This window comes from Flagellimonas sediminis, assembly GCF_010500845.1.
GTDB lineage: Bacteria > Bacteroidota > Bacteroidia > Flavobacteriales > Flavobacteriaceae > Flagellimonas > Flagellimonas sediminis.
Genome location: NZ_JAAAMI010000013.1, coordinates 18656 through 35843, shown reverse-complemented (window position 1 = coordinate 35843; position 17188 = coordinate 18656). Strand labels below are relative to the sequence as shown.

Sequence of the window (17188 nt, the reverse complement as noted above, 5' to 3'; positions counted from 1 at the left end):
TACAATGAAAAGAGCGTCGACCAACATAGCGATTATTTTCTTGCTGACTGCGGCTACCATAGTCTTCGAGATAAGTCTGTCAAGACTGTTCTCGTACCTTCTTAGTTTTCATTTCGTCCTCATTATCATTGCATTTTCCATACTGGGTTTGGGTATTGGCCAGATCACGTATGCCAAATATTCCAAGATGATTAATCATTCATGGCTTTGGTGGATGGCACTACCGTCCGTCACGATGTTTCTCAGTTTTGCCCTTTTGCTCAGCCTTTCACAACTGGGCGTTTCGTCGTCCACTGATTTTGGCCTGCCCATTTTTATATTCTTGTCAACTATTCCGTTCATGGCCATCGGAATAGTCTATGCCCATATTTTTGAAACGGATAATCGGCACTTGTCAACCTTATATGCCTTAGACCTTATAGGGGCGGCCACAGGTGCACTCACCTCCGTTTTTTTGCTCAACACGTTTGGCTTGGCACAGGTGGTGGCGATTGCTATAGGGTTACTGCTGCTGGCCCTGGTAGTAGCCTTGATAGCACACAAGAACCGTTATTCAAAAATACTGGCCCCCTTAGTGCTTGGCGTTATTTTTCTAATGGGATTTGCAAAAGATGCCCTGAACTTCGATATACTCGTTGCCAAAGACCCGTCCAAGGATTTGTACCGATTGATGGCCAACCCCGCTTTTAAAAGCGAAAAAATCGAAAGCCGCTGGAGTGCTTTTGGTCAGACGGATCTTGTAAAGTTCACATATCCTGATGGTACCGTGTCCAAATCAATGTTTATAGATGCTGCTGCGGGAACCAAAGTTATCGATATCGATGAACTTGCAAAGGATACTGTTAAAATGAGAAAAGTATTATCCGGATTTCCGGCCGTATTTGCTTTGAACTTTTTAAGCGAAAAGGAAAAGGATTCGGTGCTGATAATAGGTCCCGGTGGTGGAATAGATATTGCCACAACATACTTCATGGGCTTTAAATATATCGAGGCAGCAGAGGTCAACCCTTCCTTTGTAGCATTGATGGAAAAATACAATCCCTCTACCTTCCTCGATAAGGAGAACATAAAGGTACATGTGAACGAAGGAAGAAATTTCATAATTGAGAACAAGGGAAAATTTGATGCCATCATATTGACCATTCCGGTGACCAAAAGTTCAAGGGGCACCGATTTTTATGGACTTACCGAGAACTATCTGTTCACCATGGAGGCACTTGCCGATTATTTGGATGGTTTAACGGAAGACGGGGCCATCTATTTTACGATGCACGGAAGGCAGGAGGTATATAAAATGTTGGCGAACTTTTTGGAGCTCCAGGATCGGATGGGGGTCAATCAAATAGAGGCGTTAAAAAAGGTGTATATCTATTCCGACGAAATGAACCCTGTATTGGTCATTAAAAAGAACCCTTTTGAACAAAAAACAATGGAGGAGGCACATAATACCGCACACTATTATGGATTGGACAAGGAGCCGTTTTATTTTCCGTATATCAGACAGGAAAGTTTGGACACCATCGTGCAGAACGTAAACTATCAATGGTTCATGTTCGACAAACTGTTGTACGATATCTCCAACGGATCTTATGCGTATGATGAACTTTGGAAAGCCGCTTCCATAAACTTGAGTCCGGTTTCCGATGATTCCCCCTATTTTTTTAATTACAACAATGGCCTACCCGATGCCATGACCACCCCTTTATGGCTTGGTCTGTTCATCATCGGGTGGTTCATTTTCAATCATATGAACGGATGGAAATCGGTCTCTTTTTCAGAAAGCACCTCTTTATATATACGAAGAAAATTTAGGGCCTGGGCACTCGTTTCCTTTTTGTTGGGGTTCTCATATATCCTCGTACAGGGATATCTTTTTCAGGTACTCAACTTAAAACTTTCCAATCCATCACAGTCTTTTTCATTGCTGCTTTTTACATTTTTGTTGGGCAATGGCTTGGGCAGCCTTGTGACGGGGGCTTTCAAAAAAAATCTTTCCCGAAAGCTCATCACATACACGGTCTTGGTTATTTTGGTTTCCTTACTAACCGTTTACGTACTGCTCCCTATATGGTATAAACAACTATCTGAATTCTGGATCGCCCTATTTTTGCTGCTTCCGTCTTTCTTTATAGGAATCCCTTTTCCGGTATTGCTGAAAAAGGCCTCCTCCCTGAAAGAGAAGAAAAGCATTCCCTATTTATTGGGTATATCAAGCGTGGCAGGCGTTGCCGCCTCGATCTTTGCCGTTGTCATTTCCATCCTTTACGGTTATAGATTTGTATTCCTTCTTGCCCTGTTAGGATACGGTTTGGTGATAGTGCTGGCGTACAGATCAAAAACCCTTAAAATACAGAACACATGAAAAAATGGTCCCTCTTTATTGGAAGCTATGCGGGCATCAAGGTCTTCGTCCACTGGACGTTTTGGATCATTGTCGGATGGATATTCATGATGCATTTTGAAATGGGCCATGGTTGGACAGAAGGCATAAAGGGAGCATTTTTCATCATCGTTCTCTTTGCCTGCGTTGTCCTACACGAATTTGGCCATGCGCTCGCGGCCAAAAAATATAATATCCCAACGCGTGATATTACGCTCTATCCCATTGGTGGCGTCGCCAGTCTCAATAGAATGCCGGATAAACCTGCCCAGGAACTGGTGGTGGCACTGGCCGGCCCTGTAGTAAATATTGTGATTGCCGGGACCCTTTTTGTTCTTCTCTACGTTAACGATGAACTGTTGCCAATTTCGAAAATAGACCACATGAGCGGTGAAGATTTCTGGTTTAACATCATGGCTGCGAATTTGATCCTAGCGGTCTTTAATTTGATACCAGCTTTTCCAATGGACGGTGGAAGAGTGTTGAGGGCACTATTGGCATTCAGGTTAGATAAGCTGAAAGCAACGACCATTGCCGCACGGGTAGGCCAGTTTTTAGCCATAGTATTCGTTTTTCTTGGTTTTTTCTCTAATTTCTGGTTGGTTTTTATTGGCCTGTTCATCTATCTAGGTGCCGGAGTCGAGCAAATGCACGAAAGTGGCAAATCTGCTCTGGTCGGATTTACCGTAAAGGATGTTTTGATTGCACAATATACCTGTTTATCGCCCACGGAAACCTTGGGAAACCTGGTGCAGATATTGCAAAGTACCCAAGAAGAGGTTTTTTTGGTCACAGAAAATAATCATGTGCATGGCGTGCTGACACGAAAGGACCTGATCAAGGGGCTTTCCTCATATGGCAATGATTCCTATGTATCCGATCTTATGAGAAAAGATTTTGTAACAGTAGACACAAATATGCCCCTACAGCAGGTGTACGAAAAGCTCATGTCTAACAATTCCCAGTTTGCCACGGTCTTGGATGACGGGCAGCTGAAAGGAATTGTGACCCTGAAAGGAATTAATGAAATGATAATAGTTACAAGGGAAAGAAAAAAATAATGCAAACACATCAAAACATAAGTGAGCTATTAAGCCCCTACATTCTGGGGGTACTCCTAAGCACGGGTATAGGTCTTATCCTTGGACTGGAAAGGGAATATGACAAGCTAAAGGATGAGCAGGGGTTTGCCGGTATTCGAACATTTCCGATAACGGCCATAATCGGTTTTATGTTGGGCAGTTTGAACGAGACTTATACCTCTTGGCTTGTCATTGTTAGTTTGGCGACCATTATTTTGTTCTTTGCCATCAGCCATTTGTCCATTGTGCAGAAACATTCCATGACCGGTAATACCACAAATCTCGCTTTGATTGCCACATTTATTCTTGGTGTTATGGTTTCGGGCCATTTGTACAAAGAGTCTATTGCCACGGCCGTAATTGTGGTTACGTTGTTATCCCTAAAGACCACCTTCCGCTCGTTCATAAAGAATATCACATCCGAAGAACTGTTTGCCTTTATCAAATTCTCAATCATTGCACTTTTGATATTACCGTTTCTGCCCGATAAGGATTATGGGCCAGAGGGCCTTCTGAACCCTTTTGAGATAGGGGCTATTATAGTCATTGTTTCCTTTTTGAACTTTATCGGCTACTTTTTGGTCAAATATGTTGGATCAAAAAAGGGAATCTTGTTGACGGCTATTCTGGGCGGTTTAATATCGAGTACGGCGGTAGCTTGGATCTATGCCTCCAGAAGTAAGGAGTCTCCCGAGCTTTCAAAAAAATACGCAGCGGGTATCATTATAGCATCGGCGATTATGTTCCCTAGACTTGCGGCTCTTGCCTATATTTTCAATATTGCTATCCTGAACTATCTTACAATTCCCTTTGCCCTGCTTACGGTGGTCTGTCTCGTAGCTTCCCTGCTTTTGATACGGAAGGATGACGATCAGCCGAACACCGACATCAATTTGGGAAATCCACTTAACATCTGGAATGCGATCGGTTTTGGCGGCATCTATGTGGCCATCCTGTTCTCGGTTTTTTATGGAAACAAATTTTTTGGCGAAAGTGGTCTTTATTATTCGGCATTGATAGCAGGTTTGGCCGATACCGATGCCATAACCATCAGTATGGCAAAATTTGCCTTGCAGAATGAAAAGCTGATTTTGGCATCGAATGTCATCATTGCAGCGACCCTGAGCAATATGACCGTGAAATTGGGCATTGCCTTTTTCAAAGGCTCTCAAAAAACAGGGCGACTAGTGGGCTATGCCTTTGGGGCGGTCGTCCTTCTTGGCATCCTTTATATTGTACTTAATTCTTGGATAAATTGAGATTTTAATAGCAGAAACCAAAATGAACACAACAGTATATAGCACACACAAGTTTGAAGAACATTATCTAATTCAAGCAAATAATAATAAACATCAATTAATACTACTTGATGTTCGATTGACAGAAGAAACGGCTGTTCTAGCTAAAGGTTCTAAAACAGTTAGCTTATTTACAGGTGATGATGCCTCAAAGAATGTACTAAAAAAACTAAAAGTCATTGGCGTAGAAAATATCGCATTGCGTTCGGCTGGTTTTAATCATGTTGATTTGGCAGCAGTTACCGAATTGGACATAAAAGTAGCTAGGGTTCCTGCCTATTCCCCCTATGCCATTGCCGAACACACCATAGCGTTGATACTTGCATTGAACAGAAAACTGGTTAGGGCCCACAATAGGGTCAGGGATATGAATTTCTCGCTGAACGGACTCACAGGGTTCGACCTGAACGGCAAAACGGTCGGGGTATTGGGCACGGGAAAAATTGGTGCGGTCCTGGTCAAAATACTATATGGTTTTGGCTGTAAGATACTGGCATACGACCTAGAGGAGGATAAGGAATTGAAAGAAATGTATGGTGTACGATTCACTGACTGCCAAACACTCTGCAGCGAATCGGACATCATAAGCCTCCACGTTCCCTTAACCCCCGAAACGAGGCATATCATCAGTGCCGAACAAATCGAACGCATGAAAAAAGGGGTAATGCTTATCAATACGAGCAGGGGCGCGCTGGTCGATACCAAAGCGGTCATAGAGGGACTGAAATCAAGGAAAATCGGCTATTTCGGTATTGATGTGTATGAAGAGGAAGAAGGGCTGTTCTTTGAAGACCACTCCGACGAGATTTTACAAGATGATGTAATTGCCCGATTAATGACCTTTCCCAATGTCTTGATTACCAGTCACCAGGCTTTTTTGACCAATACGGCTTTGACCAACATTGCTGAAACCACCATTTATAACATTGATTGTTTCGAAAATGGAACCGTTTCAGGAAATGAAATAAAAACGAAGTGAAACAACCCATAAAATCATAGTTAAGATGAAAAACATATTGGTACCCACAGACTTTTCAGAGAACTGCAATAAGGCGGCGGAGTTTGGAATCAAGATGGCCAAGCTCTTCGAGGCAGAAATCCATTTTTTCCATTTGCTGAAAACACCGGTGGATTGGGTAAAATTGGATAAGCAAAAAGAAAAGCGATATCCGGAGACCCTCAAAAAAATTGGGGCAGCAAAAGCCTCATTACGTGCATTGGAAAAAAAGGCCGAACAAGAAAACCTGAAATGTCAGACCTTTTTGCAATTTCAGGTGGACCAGGAAAACATACTGAAACATTCTGGCCATTATGACCATGATTTCATTATTGCGGGCAGTAGTGGCACCAAGGGCATTGTACGGGAACTTTTGGGAAGCAACGTCGAACGTTTGGTAAGAAGATCTGATGTTCCGGTCATTGTGGTAAAAGAAGATGATGTAAGGTTTCCTTTCAAGGATATCGTCTTCGTTTCAGATTTTGTGGAGGATGTGGGCAATGCCTTTAAAGAGGTACTATCCATCGCAGTAAAATGCAATGCAAAAATTCACCTTTTGCGCATCAATACAGAATCGGACCGTAACAGTATTGCCCTCGGCCTAGACCCTATTCGAAAGTTTTTGGAGGGTTTTCCCAAACTCAAGAATTTCTCTATGAACGTCTATAACGAAATGACGGTGGAGACGGGCATCAACACTTATTTGAAGCAAAACAAAGCTGACCTGATCGCCATGCGCACACATGGCAATACAGGTTTTTTGAGTTTGTTCTCAAAAAGTATAGCTGAAGGGGTTGCAAACCATTCATCACTGCCGGTAATGACTATCAAAATTTGAAAAGTATAACACTATGTCCGATAGCTTAGGTCAAATACGAGAAATAGCCTTCTACAAATTATTGTTGGACAGAACGGTATTGCCCCTGGTTACCATTTTGGGAATAGGCATCCTGTATGTCGTTTTGATGTCGATGATAGACCACCCCTCTTTTCCATTCCACATAATTATCGTTGCGGCAGCACTTGGAAAGACCATTGTGATAACGGCAACTACCCTGAAACGCTTGTCAAAATTGATCAAGATCTGTCATTCATTGGAGAGATTGCTTTGGGTTTTTGGATTGATTATCATCATTAGCATTTTCTCCTATGCGACCGACTATGCTTGTCTTTTCCAATTTAACCATACCACATTTGAAGGCGTTCCTGATTATTCGAACTCGTATCTCTACAATTTGTATCACTTTTTTTATTTCAGTGTGATCACATTTTCAACGGTGGGCTACGGCGATATTGTTCCTACTTCAGACGTAGCCAGATTTGTTGTCATGCTCGAAATATTCCTAAGCTTTTTCTTGGTCGTCTTTGCTTTGGCCAATATTAAAAAAATACACATTAATGGATAAGATAACAATTATAAAAGCAAGCGGCGAGAAGGCACCTTTTCAAATGGAAAAAGTAAGGCGGTCATTGGAACGGGCCGGTGCGAATGAAATAACAATTAATGAGATTGTCAAAAATATTGAGGACATCGTTTTCGACGGAATGACCACCAAGAAGATATATCAAATGGCCTTTAAGATGTTGAAAAGGAAATCTCGGGTAAGCGCATCAAAATACAAACTCAAAAAAGCGCTGATGGAACTGGGGCCTTCAGGCTACCCCTTTGAAAAGTTTGTCGGCAAATTGCTGGAACACGAAGGATTTCAGACACAAGTCAGTAGCATCATACAGGGAAGCTGTGTGACCCATGAAGTAGATGTCATTGCCCAAAAGGATAAGAAACATTATATGATTGAATGCAAATACCATAGCGACCAAGGCAGGTTTTGCAATGTCAAGATTCCACTATATATACATTCAAGATTTTTGGATGTCGAAAAACAATGGGAAAAACAGCAAGGCCACAAAACAAAGTTTCATCAGGGTGGAGTGTACACCAACACCCGTTTTACAACTGATGCTATACAATATGGCACCTGTGTTGGGCTGATGCTTACAAGTTGGGATTATCCGGAAGGAAACGGTCTGAAAGAACGCATAGACAAATCCGGCCTACATCCCTTAACCTCTTTAACAACCTTGACGAAGGCCGAGAAATCCAAATTATTGGATAAAGGCATTGTGCTCTGCAAAGAGCTTCACGAAACACCTACTTTGCTAAATGAAATCGGAATAGATAAAACAAGGCACAAAAAGATTTTGGAGGATTCCGAAGCACTGTGCAAAAACCATTAAAAAAATAAAATCTTAAAAATAACTATCATGAAAACAGAAGAATTAAAGAAACAAAAGAGTATTGATTTAGAACCATTTTACGAAGCATTGGAAGATGACCCAAAACTGCTTGAAGAAGCCTTGGAAATACTATTGGAAATGGTAAACTTTGAACCTTTATCCATTAAAAAGTTAGCCCTTTTTATCAAAGAGGATTCGCGAAATCTTTATAATGAAATAGTAGAGTTGTACAAATCGACTCAAGACAAAAGTAACACACCTTCTTGCTGTGGTGGCCACTAAAAAAATATTATAAAAATGAAAAATAATAAAATAAACATCCATTTTTTGGGAGCGGTTGGTACAGTAACCGGTTCCAAATATTTAGTGGATACTGGAAACAAAAAAATACTGATTGACTGTGGATTGTTTCAAGGCTTAAAAGAGTTACGTCTCAAAAACTGGGAATATCTCCCTGTGAACGTTTCAGAGATTGATGTGGTTTTGCTCACACACGGCCATATGGACCACACAGGCTATCTACCAAGATTGGTCAAACAAGGATTTAATGGTTTTATTTACGGTACAAATCCAACCTTGGATATTGCCAAAATCATTCTGAACGATAGTGCTAAAATACAGGAACAGGAAGCCGAACGTGCCAATAAAGAAGGTTATTCCAAGCACAGCCCAGCAGAGCCACTATACGACTTAAAGGATGTTGAAAAAACCGTTCCACATTTTAAGGGCGTTCCGCAATCACAATGGATTCCATTGTTTGATGGCGTAAAAGCCCGTTTCCAATACAATGGACATATTTTGGGAGCAACTTATATCGATTTGGATGTACATGGAAAACGCTATGTCTTTTCAGGAGATATAGGTAGAACCCATGATTTACTGTTATACCCACCATTAAACCCGAAAAAGGCCGATGTACTGTTTATTGAATCCACTTATGGCGGAAGATTTCATCCAGAGGAAGAAGAAGCCATTCCACAGATTGAAAAACTGGTCAATGACACCCTTGATAGAGGTGGCAGTCTATTTGTCCCAAGCTTTTCGGTAGAACGTGCCCAACTTATGATGCTTATTTTTTGGAGATTGCTCAAGGAAAATAAAATACCAAAAGTGCAAATGATAATGGACAGCCCTATGGGGACTAATGTACTAGAACTATTCCACCGCACAAGGGATTGGCACAGATTAGAAGACAATGAATGTGATGAAATGTGCTCGCACTTTACCGTTGTAAGCAGTTATCGTGAAACTATGGAATTGCGGACTGATAATAAACCAAAAATTGTCATTGCCGGAAGCGGAATGCTTACTGGAGGAAGAATGCTTAACTATCTTGAAACCCAAGCTCAAAACTCCAATAATACCCTTCTATTTGTAGGTTATCAGGCCGAAGGTACACGTGGCAGGAAGTTACTGGAAGGTGACAAGGAACTCAAAGTTTATGGAAAATGGGTTCCTTTTAACATGGAAGTTGTTGAAATTGAAGGGCTTTCAGCGCATGCAGACCATAAAGAACTTTTGGGTTGGATGAGTAAGATACAGAACACGCCTGAACGGATTTTTATTGTACACGGTGAAAATGAAGGTGCAAAGGCATTGAAAAACGACATTGAGAGAACTTATAGCTGGAAAGCAGAAATACCGCAATTATACAGCATTGAAGAAATAGTATAGGCCATGGAACAACATTCAAATATTTTAAAATATAAACATCTTGGTATCTATACCCAAAACGAAAATGTGGTATATATGCGTGATGATTGCCTCGTGTGTATTTCGGAAGGGTTTGAGGCACTCACAAGGATAAGGGTTGCTAAAGTAACCCGTTCAATAGTGGCAAGCCTCAACGTCATAAATTCAGATATTCTGTTGCCCAATGAGATAGGTCTATCAGACGCTGCTGCAAAAAAACTGAATGTTTCCCCAAATGATATGCTGTATGTTTCCCATTTGGAACCTATTGAATCGTTGAGTCACGTAAGGGCAAAAATTTATAATCAAAAGCTCAATTACGATGCCTATAATCAGATCATAAAAGACATCGTGGAGGGAGATTATTCAAATATCCATCTTTCAGCATTTATCACAGCCTGTGCAGGAGACCGAATGGATATTGATGAAATATCCGACCTAACAAAAGCGATGATTGCTTCAGGAAAGCAACTAAACTGGAACAAAGAAATAGTTGTGGATAAACATTGTATTGGTGGATTGCCTGGAAACCGAACCACCCCCTTGGTAGTGGCTATAGTTGCCGCTTACGGGCTTACAATGCCCAAAACATCGTCCCGAGCCATTACATCACCAGCAGGTACGGCGGACACAATGGAAGTTCTCACCAACGTTGCGCTTTCTGCTGACGAGATAGAGAACGTAGTAAATCAAGAAGGTGGTTGTTTTGTTTGGGGCGGTACTGCCCAACTAAGTCCCGCAGATGATGTGCTCATTAAAATTGAAAAAGCATTGGATATTGACAGTGAAGGGCAGCTAATAGCTTCCGTACTATCAAAAAAAGCTGCAGCTGGTTCTACTCACGTTGTTATCGATATCCCTGTAGGTGAAACTGCCAAAGTTCGTAGTATGGAAATGGCTGAAAAGCTGAAAAATCATTTGGAAAATGTCGGTAAGGCTGTCGGCCTGAAGGTAAAAGCAATCATAACAGATGGCTCTCAACCTGTAGGCTATGGCATCGGCCCAACATTGGAAGCTATCGACATATTGAATGTGCTAAAAAATGAAGAAGATGCACCCAAAGACTTAAAGGAACGTGTTGTGCTGTTGGCTGGAGAACTGTTAGAACTTTCAGGAAAGGTCGAAAAAGAAAAAGGAATGGAAACCGCCAAAGAGGTACTTATATCTGGTAAGGCCTACGAAAAATTTCTTGCCATTTGTAAAGCCCAGGGGCGTTTTACACAACCTGTTTTGGCACCTTTTAAAACAGAAATCAGAGCGGAGACTTCGGGGATTTTGAAGCGTATTGACAATAGAAAGATAGCGAAGCTCGCAAAACTTTCAGGTGCACCCCAATCTAAATCTGCGGGAATTTCATTGAATGTCCATTTAAATGATAAAGTTGAAAAAGACGGCTTACTATACACGCTTTTTGCAGAATCACAAGGTGAGCTAAACTATGCTTTAGAATACAAAAATCGCCATAACGATATCATAACCATTAAATAAAAAACAAAATGAAAACTATATTATTCAGTCTTCCCGGAAATCAGGAACTCACCGAGTTGTTGGTTAAAAAAATGAAAGCGGAAATCGGGGAATGCAACATAAGAAAATTTCCGGACGGTGAATCCTATACACGCATACTTTCCGATGTAAAAGATAAATGTGTAGTTTTGGTCTGTACCTTACACGAACCAGATGAAAAACTATTACCGCTCTATTTTTTAAGCCAAACAGCAAAATCACTTGGTGCGATGTGTACCTGTTTGGTAGCACCCTATCTTGCCTATATGCGGCAAGACAAGATTTTTAATGAAGGTGAAGGTGTAACTTCTGGTTTTTTTGGGAAATTGATTTCGGGTTTCGCAGATAGCATCACCACCATTGATCCCCATTTGCATCGGATACATTCGTTGGGCGAAGTATATAGAATTCCGAACAGAGTCATCCATGCCGCTGACGAAATCTCAAAATACATCAAGGAAAATATCCATAATCCGGTACTGATCGGGCCCGATTCGGAAAGCGAGCAGTGGGTTGCAGATGTGGCAAAAAAAGCGGGAGCACCTTTCACAGTCTTACAAAAGACTCGCCATGGTGACCGTGATGTTGAAGTCTCCGTGCCTGAAGTTGACAAATTTAAGGACGCGACCCCTGTTTTGGTGGACGATATCATCTCTACGGCCCGTACCATGATAGATACTACGGAGCATTTGAAGAGTACGGGAATGAAACCTGCAATATGCATTGGCATTCATGCCGTATTTTCAGGGAATGCCTATCAAGATCTCTGGGATGCCCATGTCAAGGATATCATTACCTGCAATACAATTCCACATCAGTCAAATAAAATTGATTTAAGCGATACCATAGCCAAGGAAGTAAACGAACTGATGCACCATCAATGAAAATAGGATTGCACTTTACAGTATTCATTTTTATGGTCGTTTCTGCATATGCACAGAATAAAATGTTGATCGGACAATTGTCCGATAGATGGGTGGAACGGGAAAGTTTTAATAAAAATGGAGACTTTCTGAACAAGCAGACCTTTAAGGCGGGAAAGCTAAAAGAAGTCGATGGATATTATGAGGTTGAAGTGGTTGCCGAACTGTTTGACAAGGACAAAAAATCTACTGACAAATACACCATGACGTATCGCTGCAAGCCCGATGAAGCCAGTATAATGGTAATGGCCTTTCCGTTTTCGAACCCAAAATCCAAGGAAACCGAAATCAGTACGACCTCTGAAAATTTCAAGGAACTCTATGATCTGTCGAACTTGGATAGTGTCGAACTCGAAATGAGTTTCGACTCCGGATTGTTGAATTTCTTTGGTTCTAACAGCAAAATAAAAATTTATGACCGGGTGTTGGAATCCAATGGTAATGGGAAAACAATCAAATCCAAAATCAATATTAAAGCCTACGCCATTGGTATACGAATTAAACAATTGGACTATGTTGCAAGTGAAAAACTTACAAATGAGAACTTGTTATCATTCCAGAAATTTACCGAGAAAGACGGCAGCTATTTTACGATGACATACAAACCATAAATTATGAGAAACTATGACACCCTATCAGAAGCAATTAATGATTTACAGATCAGGGGATATACCTATGATTTCAACTTGAAACCAGAATGCTTGCAATGTGCCTCACTGAAAATGGAAATTCAGCCCGAAGATTTTGATGTGGATGAAACCCATCGTTTTGAAGGTATGAGCAGTACAGACGATAACAGTGTTCTTTATGCCATTTCATCAAAAGATGGTATAAAGGGGCTTTTGGTAGATGCCTATGGGGTCTATGCTGAAAATATCTCGGAAGCAATGCGAAGAAAATTACGATAAAACTGTAACCTATGATAGACTTAAATACAATTTCAACCCTTCCTCCCGCAGGTAGCTCAAAAAAACAATCCAAAAAAAGATTGTTAGGGATACGGGAAGAACTTTTTGAGCTTCAGAACAAATTTTATGCCGATGGGCGCTTTGGCTTGTTGATTATTTTGCAGGGAATGGATACTTCTGGAAAAGACGGTACGATTCGTAATGCGCTTAAGGGCATGAATCCACAGGGTGTTCATGTAAAATCATTCAAAAAGCCGACCGAAGAGGAGCTCAGGCACGACTTTCTGTGGAGGGTCTATCCGCACTTTCCCCAAAAGGGCATGATACAAGTTTTTAACCGCTCGTATTATGAAGATATCCTGGTACCCAAGGTTACCAATTCCCTCGAAGAAGAAATACTTGAACACCGTTGCAAGCTATTAAAATATATGGAACAGCATCTTAGGCAAAATAACATTCATGTACTCAAATTTTTTCTTCATATCTCCAAAGAAGAACAGAAAGAACGTATCAAAGAAAGACAGACCAAACCTTATAAACGCTGGAAATATAGTGCCGAAGACGAAAAAGCGGCCAGCCAATGGGAAGTTTACAGAGAGGCTTATAATATGTTAATGAACAACTGCAACGACCCTCAATGGCACATTATTGCAGCCGACAAACGTTGGTACCGCAACTATTGCGTTGCCAAAATAGTATTGGAACACCTTAAAAAACATAATTTAACATATCCAAATACCTAAAAATAGAACACTATGGACAATCACAAAGAGCACAAGGACAAAAAAATGGACCATTCTAAGATGGATCACTCAAAAATGGATCACAGTAACCATGACCATGCTAAGATGGACTCCTCCAAAAAGCAACACCAAAGAGAAGACCATTCTAAAATGGATCACGGAAGTGGAGACCATTCGGGCCATAACCCCGCTCACGGACAAATGGGGCACGACCACCATAAAATGATGGTCAAGGATTTTAGAAAACGGTTTTGGATATCTTTAATCGTTACCATCCCAATATTGTTCTTATCGCCAATGATACAGGAGTTTTTTGGGTATGACCTATTGCTCCCCCGAAATCCGTATATCCTATTTGCACTATCAACATTTGTCTATTTCTGGGGCGGCTGGCCATTTTTAAAGGGATTTTATAATGAAATAAAATCCAAGGGTCCGGGCATGATGGCCCTAATCTCAATGGCTATAAGTGTGGCCTATTTCTATAGTGCCGCTACAGTTTTCGGACTCCCTGGGGAGGACTTTTTCTGGGAACTGAGCACCTTGATTGTCATCATGCTGTTGGGACATTGGTTGGAAATGAAATCGGTGCTGGGCGCATCCAAGGCACTCCAACTTTTGGTCAGTATGCTGCCCGCTGAGGCCCATAAAGTTGTGGGTGATAAAATTCAAGATGTAAAACTAGAGGATTTATTAAAAGATGACATCATATTGGTTAAACCCGGCGAGAAAGTACCCGCGGATGGCATCATCACCGAAGGATCTAGCTACCTGAACGAGTCGATGCTGACAGGCGAGTCAAAACCGGTAAAAAAAGAAGTACAGGATAAGGTCATCGGAGGTTCCATAAATGGCAATAGTACCTTAAGGGTAAAGGTAGAGCATACTGGAAAGGACAGTTACCTGAACAAGGTGATCAAGATGGTCGATGAGGCACAGCGCACGAAATCGAAGATGCAGAACCTTTCAGATCGGGCGGCCAAATGGCTGACCTATATTGCATTGGCCATTGGCTTTGGGACACTCGCGGTTTGGCTGATTTTAGGTTTCCCATTTGTTTTTGCATTGGAAAGAATGGTAACGGTCATGGTCATTGCCTGTCCACACGCGCTCGGTCTTGCCATTCCGTTGGTTGTCGCTATATCTACAGCGGTATCTGCCCAAAATGGTTTATTGATCCGGAACAGAACGGCCTTTGAAGAATCCCGAAAAATATCGGCTTTATTGTTTGATAAAACAGGAACATTGACCAAAGGTGATTTTGGGGTGACCCGAATTGAATCAGTGAACGAATTGTACACCAGAGATGAAATTCTGAGGTTATCCAGTGCTCTGGAACTAAGCTCCGAACACCCCATCGCCGTGGGGATCATCAAAAAGGTCAAAGAAAAGGACATCGAGATTCCAAAGCCCAAAAACTTCAACGCCATAACGGGCAAGGGTGTAGAGGCAATCGTAGAGGGTAAGAAGGTCAAGGTAGTAAGTCCGGGATATCTTCGGGATGAAAAAATCCAAATTACCGAAGATGCCTATAGTGATGCCGCAGAGACCGTAGTTTTTGTTCTGATAGATGGAAAATTAGCAGGATATATTGCACTGGCCGATGAAATACGGCCAGAATCTGCCGATGCCATCAAAGTATTCAAAAAGAATAACATCAAAGTCTTAATGGCTACGGGCGATAATGAAAAAACCGCAAAGGCTGTGAGTGACAAACTTGGTTTGGATGGGTATTATGCCGAGGTGCTACCCCATCAAAAAGTGGAAATCGTAAAAGAGCTGGAAAGCAAAGGAGAGTTTGTGGCCATGACGGGAGATGGGGTCAATGACGCACCTGCATTGGCAAAAGCTGATGTAGGAATTGCTGTTGGTTCCGGTACCGATGTTGCCGCGGAAACCGCCGATATCATTTTGGTAAACAGTAACCCAAAAGATATCGCCAATCTGATATTGTTCGGTAAAGCCACCTATAACAAAATGATCCAGAATTTGGTGTGGGCAACAGGCTACAACGTTGTGGCCATACCGTTGGCCGCTGGGGTTTTATATTCTTCAGGATTTGTGTTGGGGCCAGCAGTAGGTGCCGTATTTATGAGCTTGAGTACCATCATTGTTGCCATAAACGCTCAATTGTTAAAAAGAAAAATCGGAAGCAACTGATGAACAGGAAAGAAAAACTCGGTAGAATATTCCTAGTTTTATTGAGTTTGTTCGTAGTGATGTTGGGCTACGGCATTTTATTGCCTACCCTCCCATATTATACCGAAAGGCTGGCTTTAAAAGACAATCTGGATACGGACCTTATCAACTTCCATATCGGAATGTTGACCAGTATTTATCCGTTGTTCCAGCTCTTGTTCGTTATCGTCTGGGGCAAGCTTTCCGATAAACACGGCCGTAAACCTATAATACTATTAGGGCTTGTAGGTTTTGTCGTGATGAACTTGCTAACCGGTCTTGCCACTTCTCTGTCGATGCTATATATAGGCCGTATCATAGGGGGCATCTTTACGTCAGCGGTCATTCCGGTCAGTAATGCCTATTTAAGTGATATTACCTCTGAAAAGCGAAGGACCAAAATAATGGCCTGGTCTGGGGTCGCTATCAGTTCCGGGGTGATATTTGGCCCTGTTCTGGGGGGATTTCTGTCGCAAACGAACCTACATTATACATACTCTTTTGGGGTGTTCCACTTAGACCGTTTTTCGGTTCCCTTTATTTTGGCCGCTCTTTTGGGCTTTGTGGTATTACTGATAATCATAAAATGGCTGAAGAATACCGAAATAAAAAAACGTATTGTTTCTGAGGCGGTCAAATTCAGTTTTTCCCTGAGTAACTATTTTATCATTTTGTTGCTCCTATCCTTTGCGATACAGTTTGTGGTTACCCTGTTTGAGACCGTGTTTTCAATTTATGGGAAGGATGAGTTGGCATTTACAACCAATCAGGTGGGTATCGGTTTTATGCTCTGTGGTTCTGTAATGGCCATTTTGCAGCCTGTGTTCGCGACCTATGGCGAAAAAATGCTGACCTCAAAACAGCAAATAACATTAGGGTTATTAATATCCGGTGTTTCGTTAATTGTCTTCCCCTTTGTGAGCGGTGAACTATACATTTACGGTACCATAATAATTTTCGCAGCTGGGGGAGCCATGGTGACACCAAACCTGCTTTCGGCAGTTTCTTTGATTTCCCGGGATAATACGGGAAGGAATATATCCATTCAAAGTTCCACGAACAGCATCGGACAGATTTTGGGCCCGGTATTGGGGACTTGGCTGATAGCTGGTGGGTTTTATTACCCTTTTATTATTGCCGGTGCAACCATTTTTGGTGCTATGGGACTGGTTTACTTTTTGAAGCGACCAAATAAAGGGATTGACGCGCCCTTATTGGCTGACCAGCATAAAAAACTATAGGG

At 41.7% G+C, this 17188-nt stretch carries 16 protein-coding genes; all 16 read left to right on the top strand.

Annotation, left to right across the window (positions count from 1 at the left end):
* The first annotated feature begins 4 nt into the window (after nucleotides 1-4).
* From GTK07_RS17905 to GTK07_RS17830, 16 genes are read left to right on the top strand one after another with little or no spacing between them, the layout of a single operon-like run.
* Entirely contained in the window at nucleotides 5-2362 is a 2358-nt protein-coding gene (locus GTK07_RS17905; protein WP_163636521.1) for a hypothetical protein, read from the top strand.
* A complete protein-coding gene (locus GTK07_RS17900; protein ID WP_036378954.1) occupies nucleotides 2359-3441 on the top strand; it encodes a site-2 protease family protein in 1083 nt (360 codons plus the stop codon). The genes GTK07_RS17905 and GTK07_RS17900 overlap by 4 nt, the downstream gene beginning before the upstream one ends.
* Complete coding sequence (locus GTK07_RS17895) at nucleotides 3441-4721, top strand: MgtC/SapB family protein (protein WP_036378956.1); 1281 nt, start codon at nucleotides 3441-3443, stop codon at nucleotides 4719-4721. The genes GTK07_RS17900 and GTK07_RS17895 overlap by 1 nt, the downstream gene beginning before the upstream one ends.
* A 22-nt stretch (nucleotides 4722-4743) precedes the next feature.
* A complete protein-coding gene (locus tag GTK07_RS17890) occupies nucleotides 4744-5739 on the top strand; it encodes a 2-hydroxyacid dehydrogenase (protein WP_036378959.1) in 996 nt (331 codons plus the stop codon).
* Between the two features lie 25 nt (nucleotides 5740-5764).
* Nucleotides 5765-6595 (top strand): universal stress protein, encoded by an 831-nt coding sequence (locus tag GTK07_RS17885; RefSeq protein WP_036378961.1) that lies wholly within the window; start codon nucleotides 5765-5767, stop codon nucleotides 6593-6595.
* A 13-nt stretch (nucleotides 6596-6608) separates the two neighbouring features.
* A complete protein-coding gene (locus GTK07_RS17880; protein ID WP_051947117.1) occupies nucleotides 6609-7163 on the top strand; it encodes a potassium channel family protein in 555 nt (184 codons plus the stop codon).
* Nucleotides 7156-7995, top strand: a complete 840-nt coding sequence (locus tag GTK07_RS17875; RefSeq protein ID WP_036378964.1) for an ATP cone domain-containing protein — start codon at nucleotides 7156-7158, stop codon at nucleotides 7993-7995. The genes GTK07_RS17880 and GTK07_RS17875 overlap by 8 nt, the downstream gene beginning before the upstream one ends.
* Before the next feature lie 27 nt (nucleotides 7996-8022).
* Complete coding sequence (locus tag GTK07_RS17870) at nucleotides 8023-8277, top strand: hypothetical protein (protein ID WP_036378966.1); 255 nt, start codon at nucleotides 8023-8025, stop codon at nucleotides 8275-8277.
* Nucleotides 8278-8292: 15 nt separating this feature from the next.
* Complete coding sequence (locus GTK07_RS17865) at nucleotides 8293-9669, top strand: MBL fold metallo-hydrolase RNA specificity domain-containing protein (RefSeq protein WP_036378967.1); 1377 nt, start codon at nucleotides 8293-8295, stop codon at nucleotides 9667-9669.
* Nucleotides 9670-9672: 3 nt separating this feature from the next.
* Entirely contained in the window at nucleotides 9673-11175 is a 1503-nt protein-coding gene (locus GTK07_RS17860; RefSeq protein WP_036378969.1) for a thymidine phosphorylase family protein, read from the top strand.
* Between the two features lie 8 nt (nucleotides 11176-11183).
* On the top strand, nucleotides 11184-12077 hold the full coding sequence (locus GTK07_RS17855) for a ribose-phosphate pyrophosphokinase (RefSeq protein ID WP_136565981.1): 894 nt from the start codon (nucleotides 11184-11186) through the stop codon (nucleotides 12075-12077).
* Entirely contained in the window at nucleotides 12074-12727 is a 654-nt protein-coding gene (locus GTK07_RS17850) for a hypothetical protein (protein WP_051947118.1), read from the top strand. The genes GTK07_RS17855 and GTK07_RS17850 overlap by 4 nt, the downstream gene beginning before the upstream one ends.
* Before the next feature lie 3 nt (nucleotides 12728-12730).
* Nucleotides 12731-13024, top strand: a complete 294-nt coding sequence (locus GTK07_RS17845; protein WP_036378974.1) for a hypothetical protein — start codon at nucleotides 12731-12733, stop codon at nucleotides 13022-13024.
* An 11-nt stretch (nucleotides 13025-13035) separates the two neighbouring features.
* Nucleotides 13036-13767, top strand: coding sequence for a PPK2 family polyphosphate kinase (locus GTK07_RS17840; RefSeq protein WP_036378977.1), 732 nt, complete (start codon nucleotides 13036-13038; stop codon nucleotides 13765-13767).
* A 12-nt stretch (nucleotides 13768-13779) separates the two neighbouring features.
* On the top strand, nucleotides 13780-15927 hold the full coding sequence (locus tag GTK07_RS17835) for a copper-translocating P-type ATPase (RefSeq protein ID WP_163636520.1): 2148 nt from the start codon (nucleotides 13780-13782) through the stop codon (nucleotides 15925-15927).
* Entirely contained in the window at nucleotides 15927-17186 is a 1260-nt protein-coding gene (locus GTK07_RS17830; protein ID WP_136565979.1) for an MFS transporter, read from the top strand. Before GTK07_RS17835 ends, GTK07_RS17830 begins: the two co-directional genes overlap by 1 nt.
* Nucleotides 17187-17188: the final 2 nt, after the last annotated feature.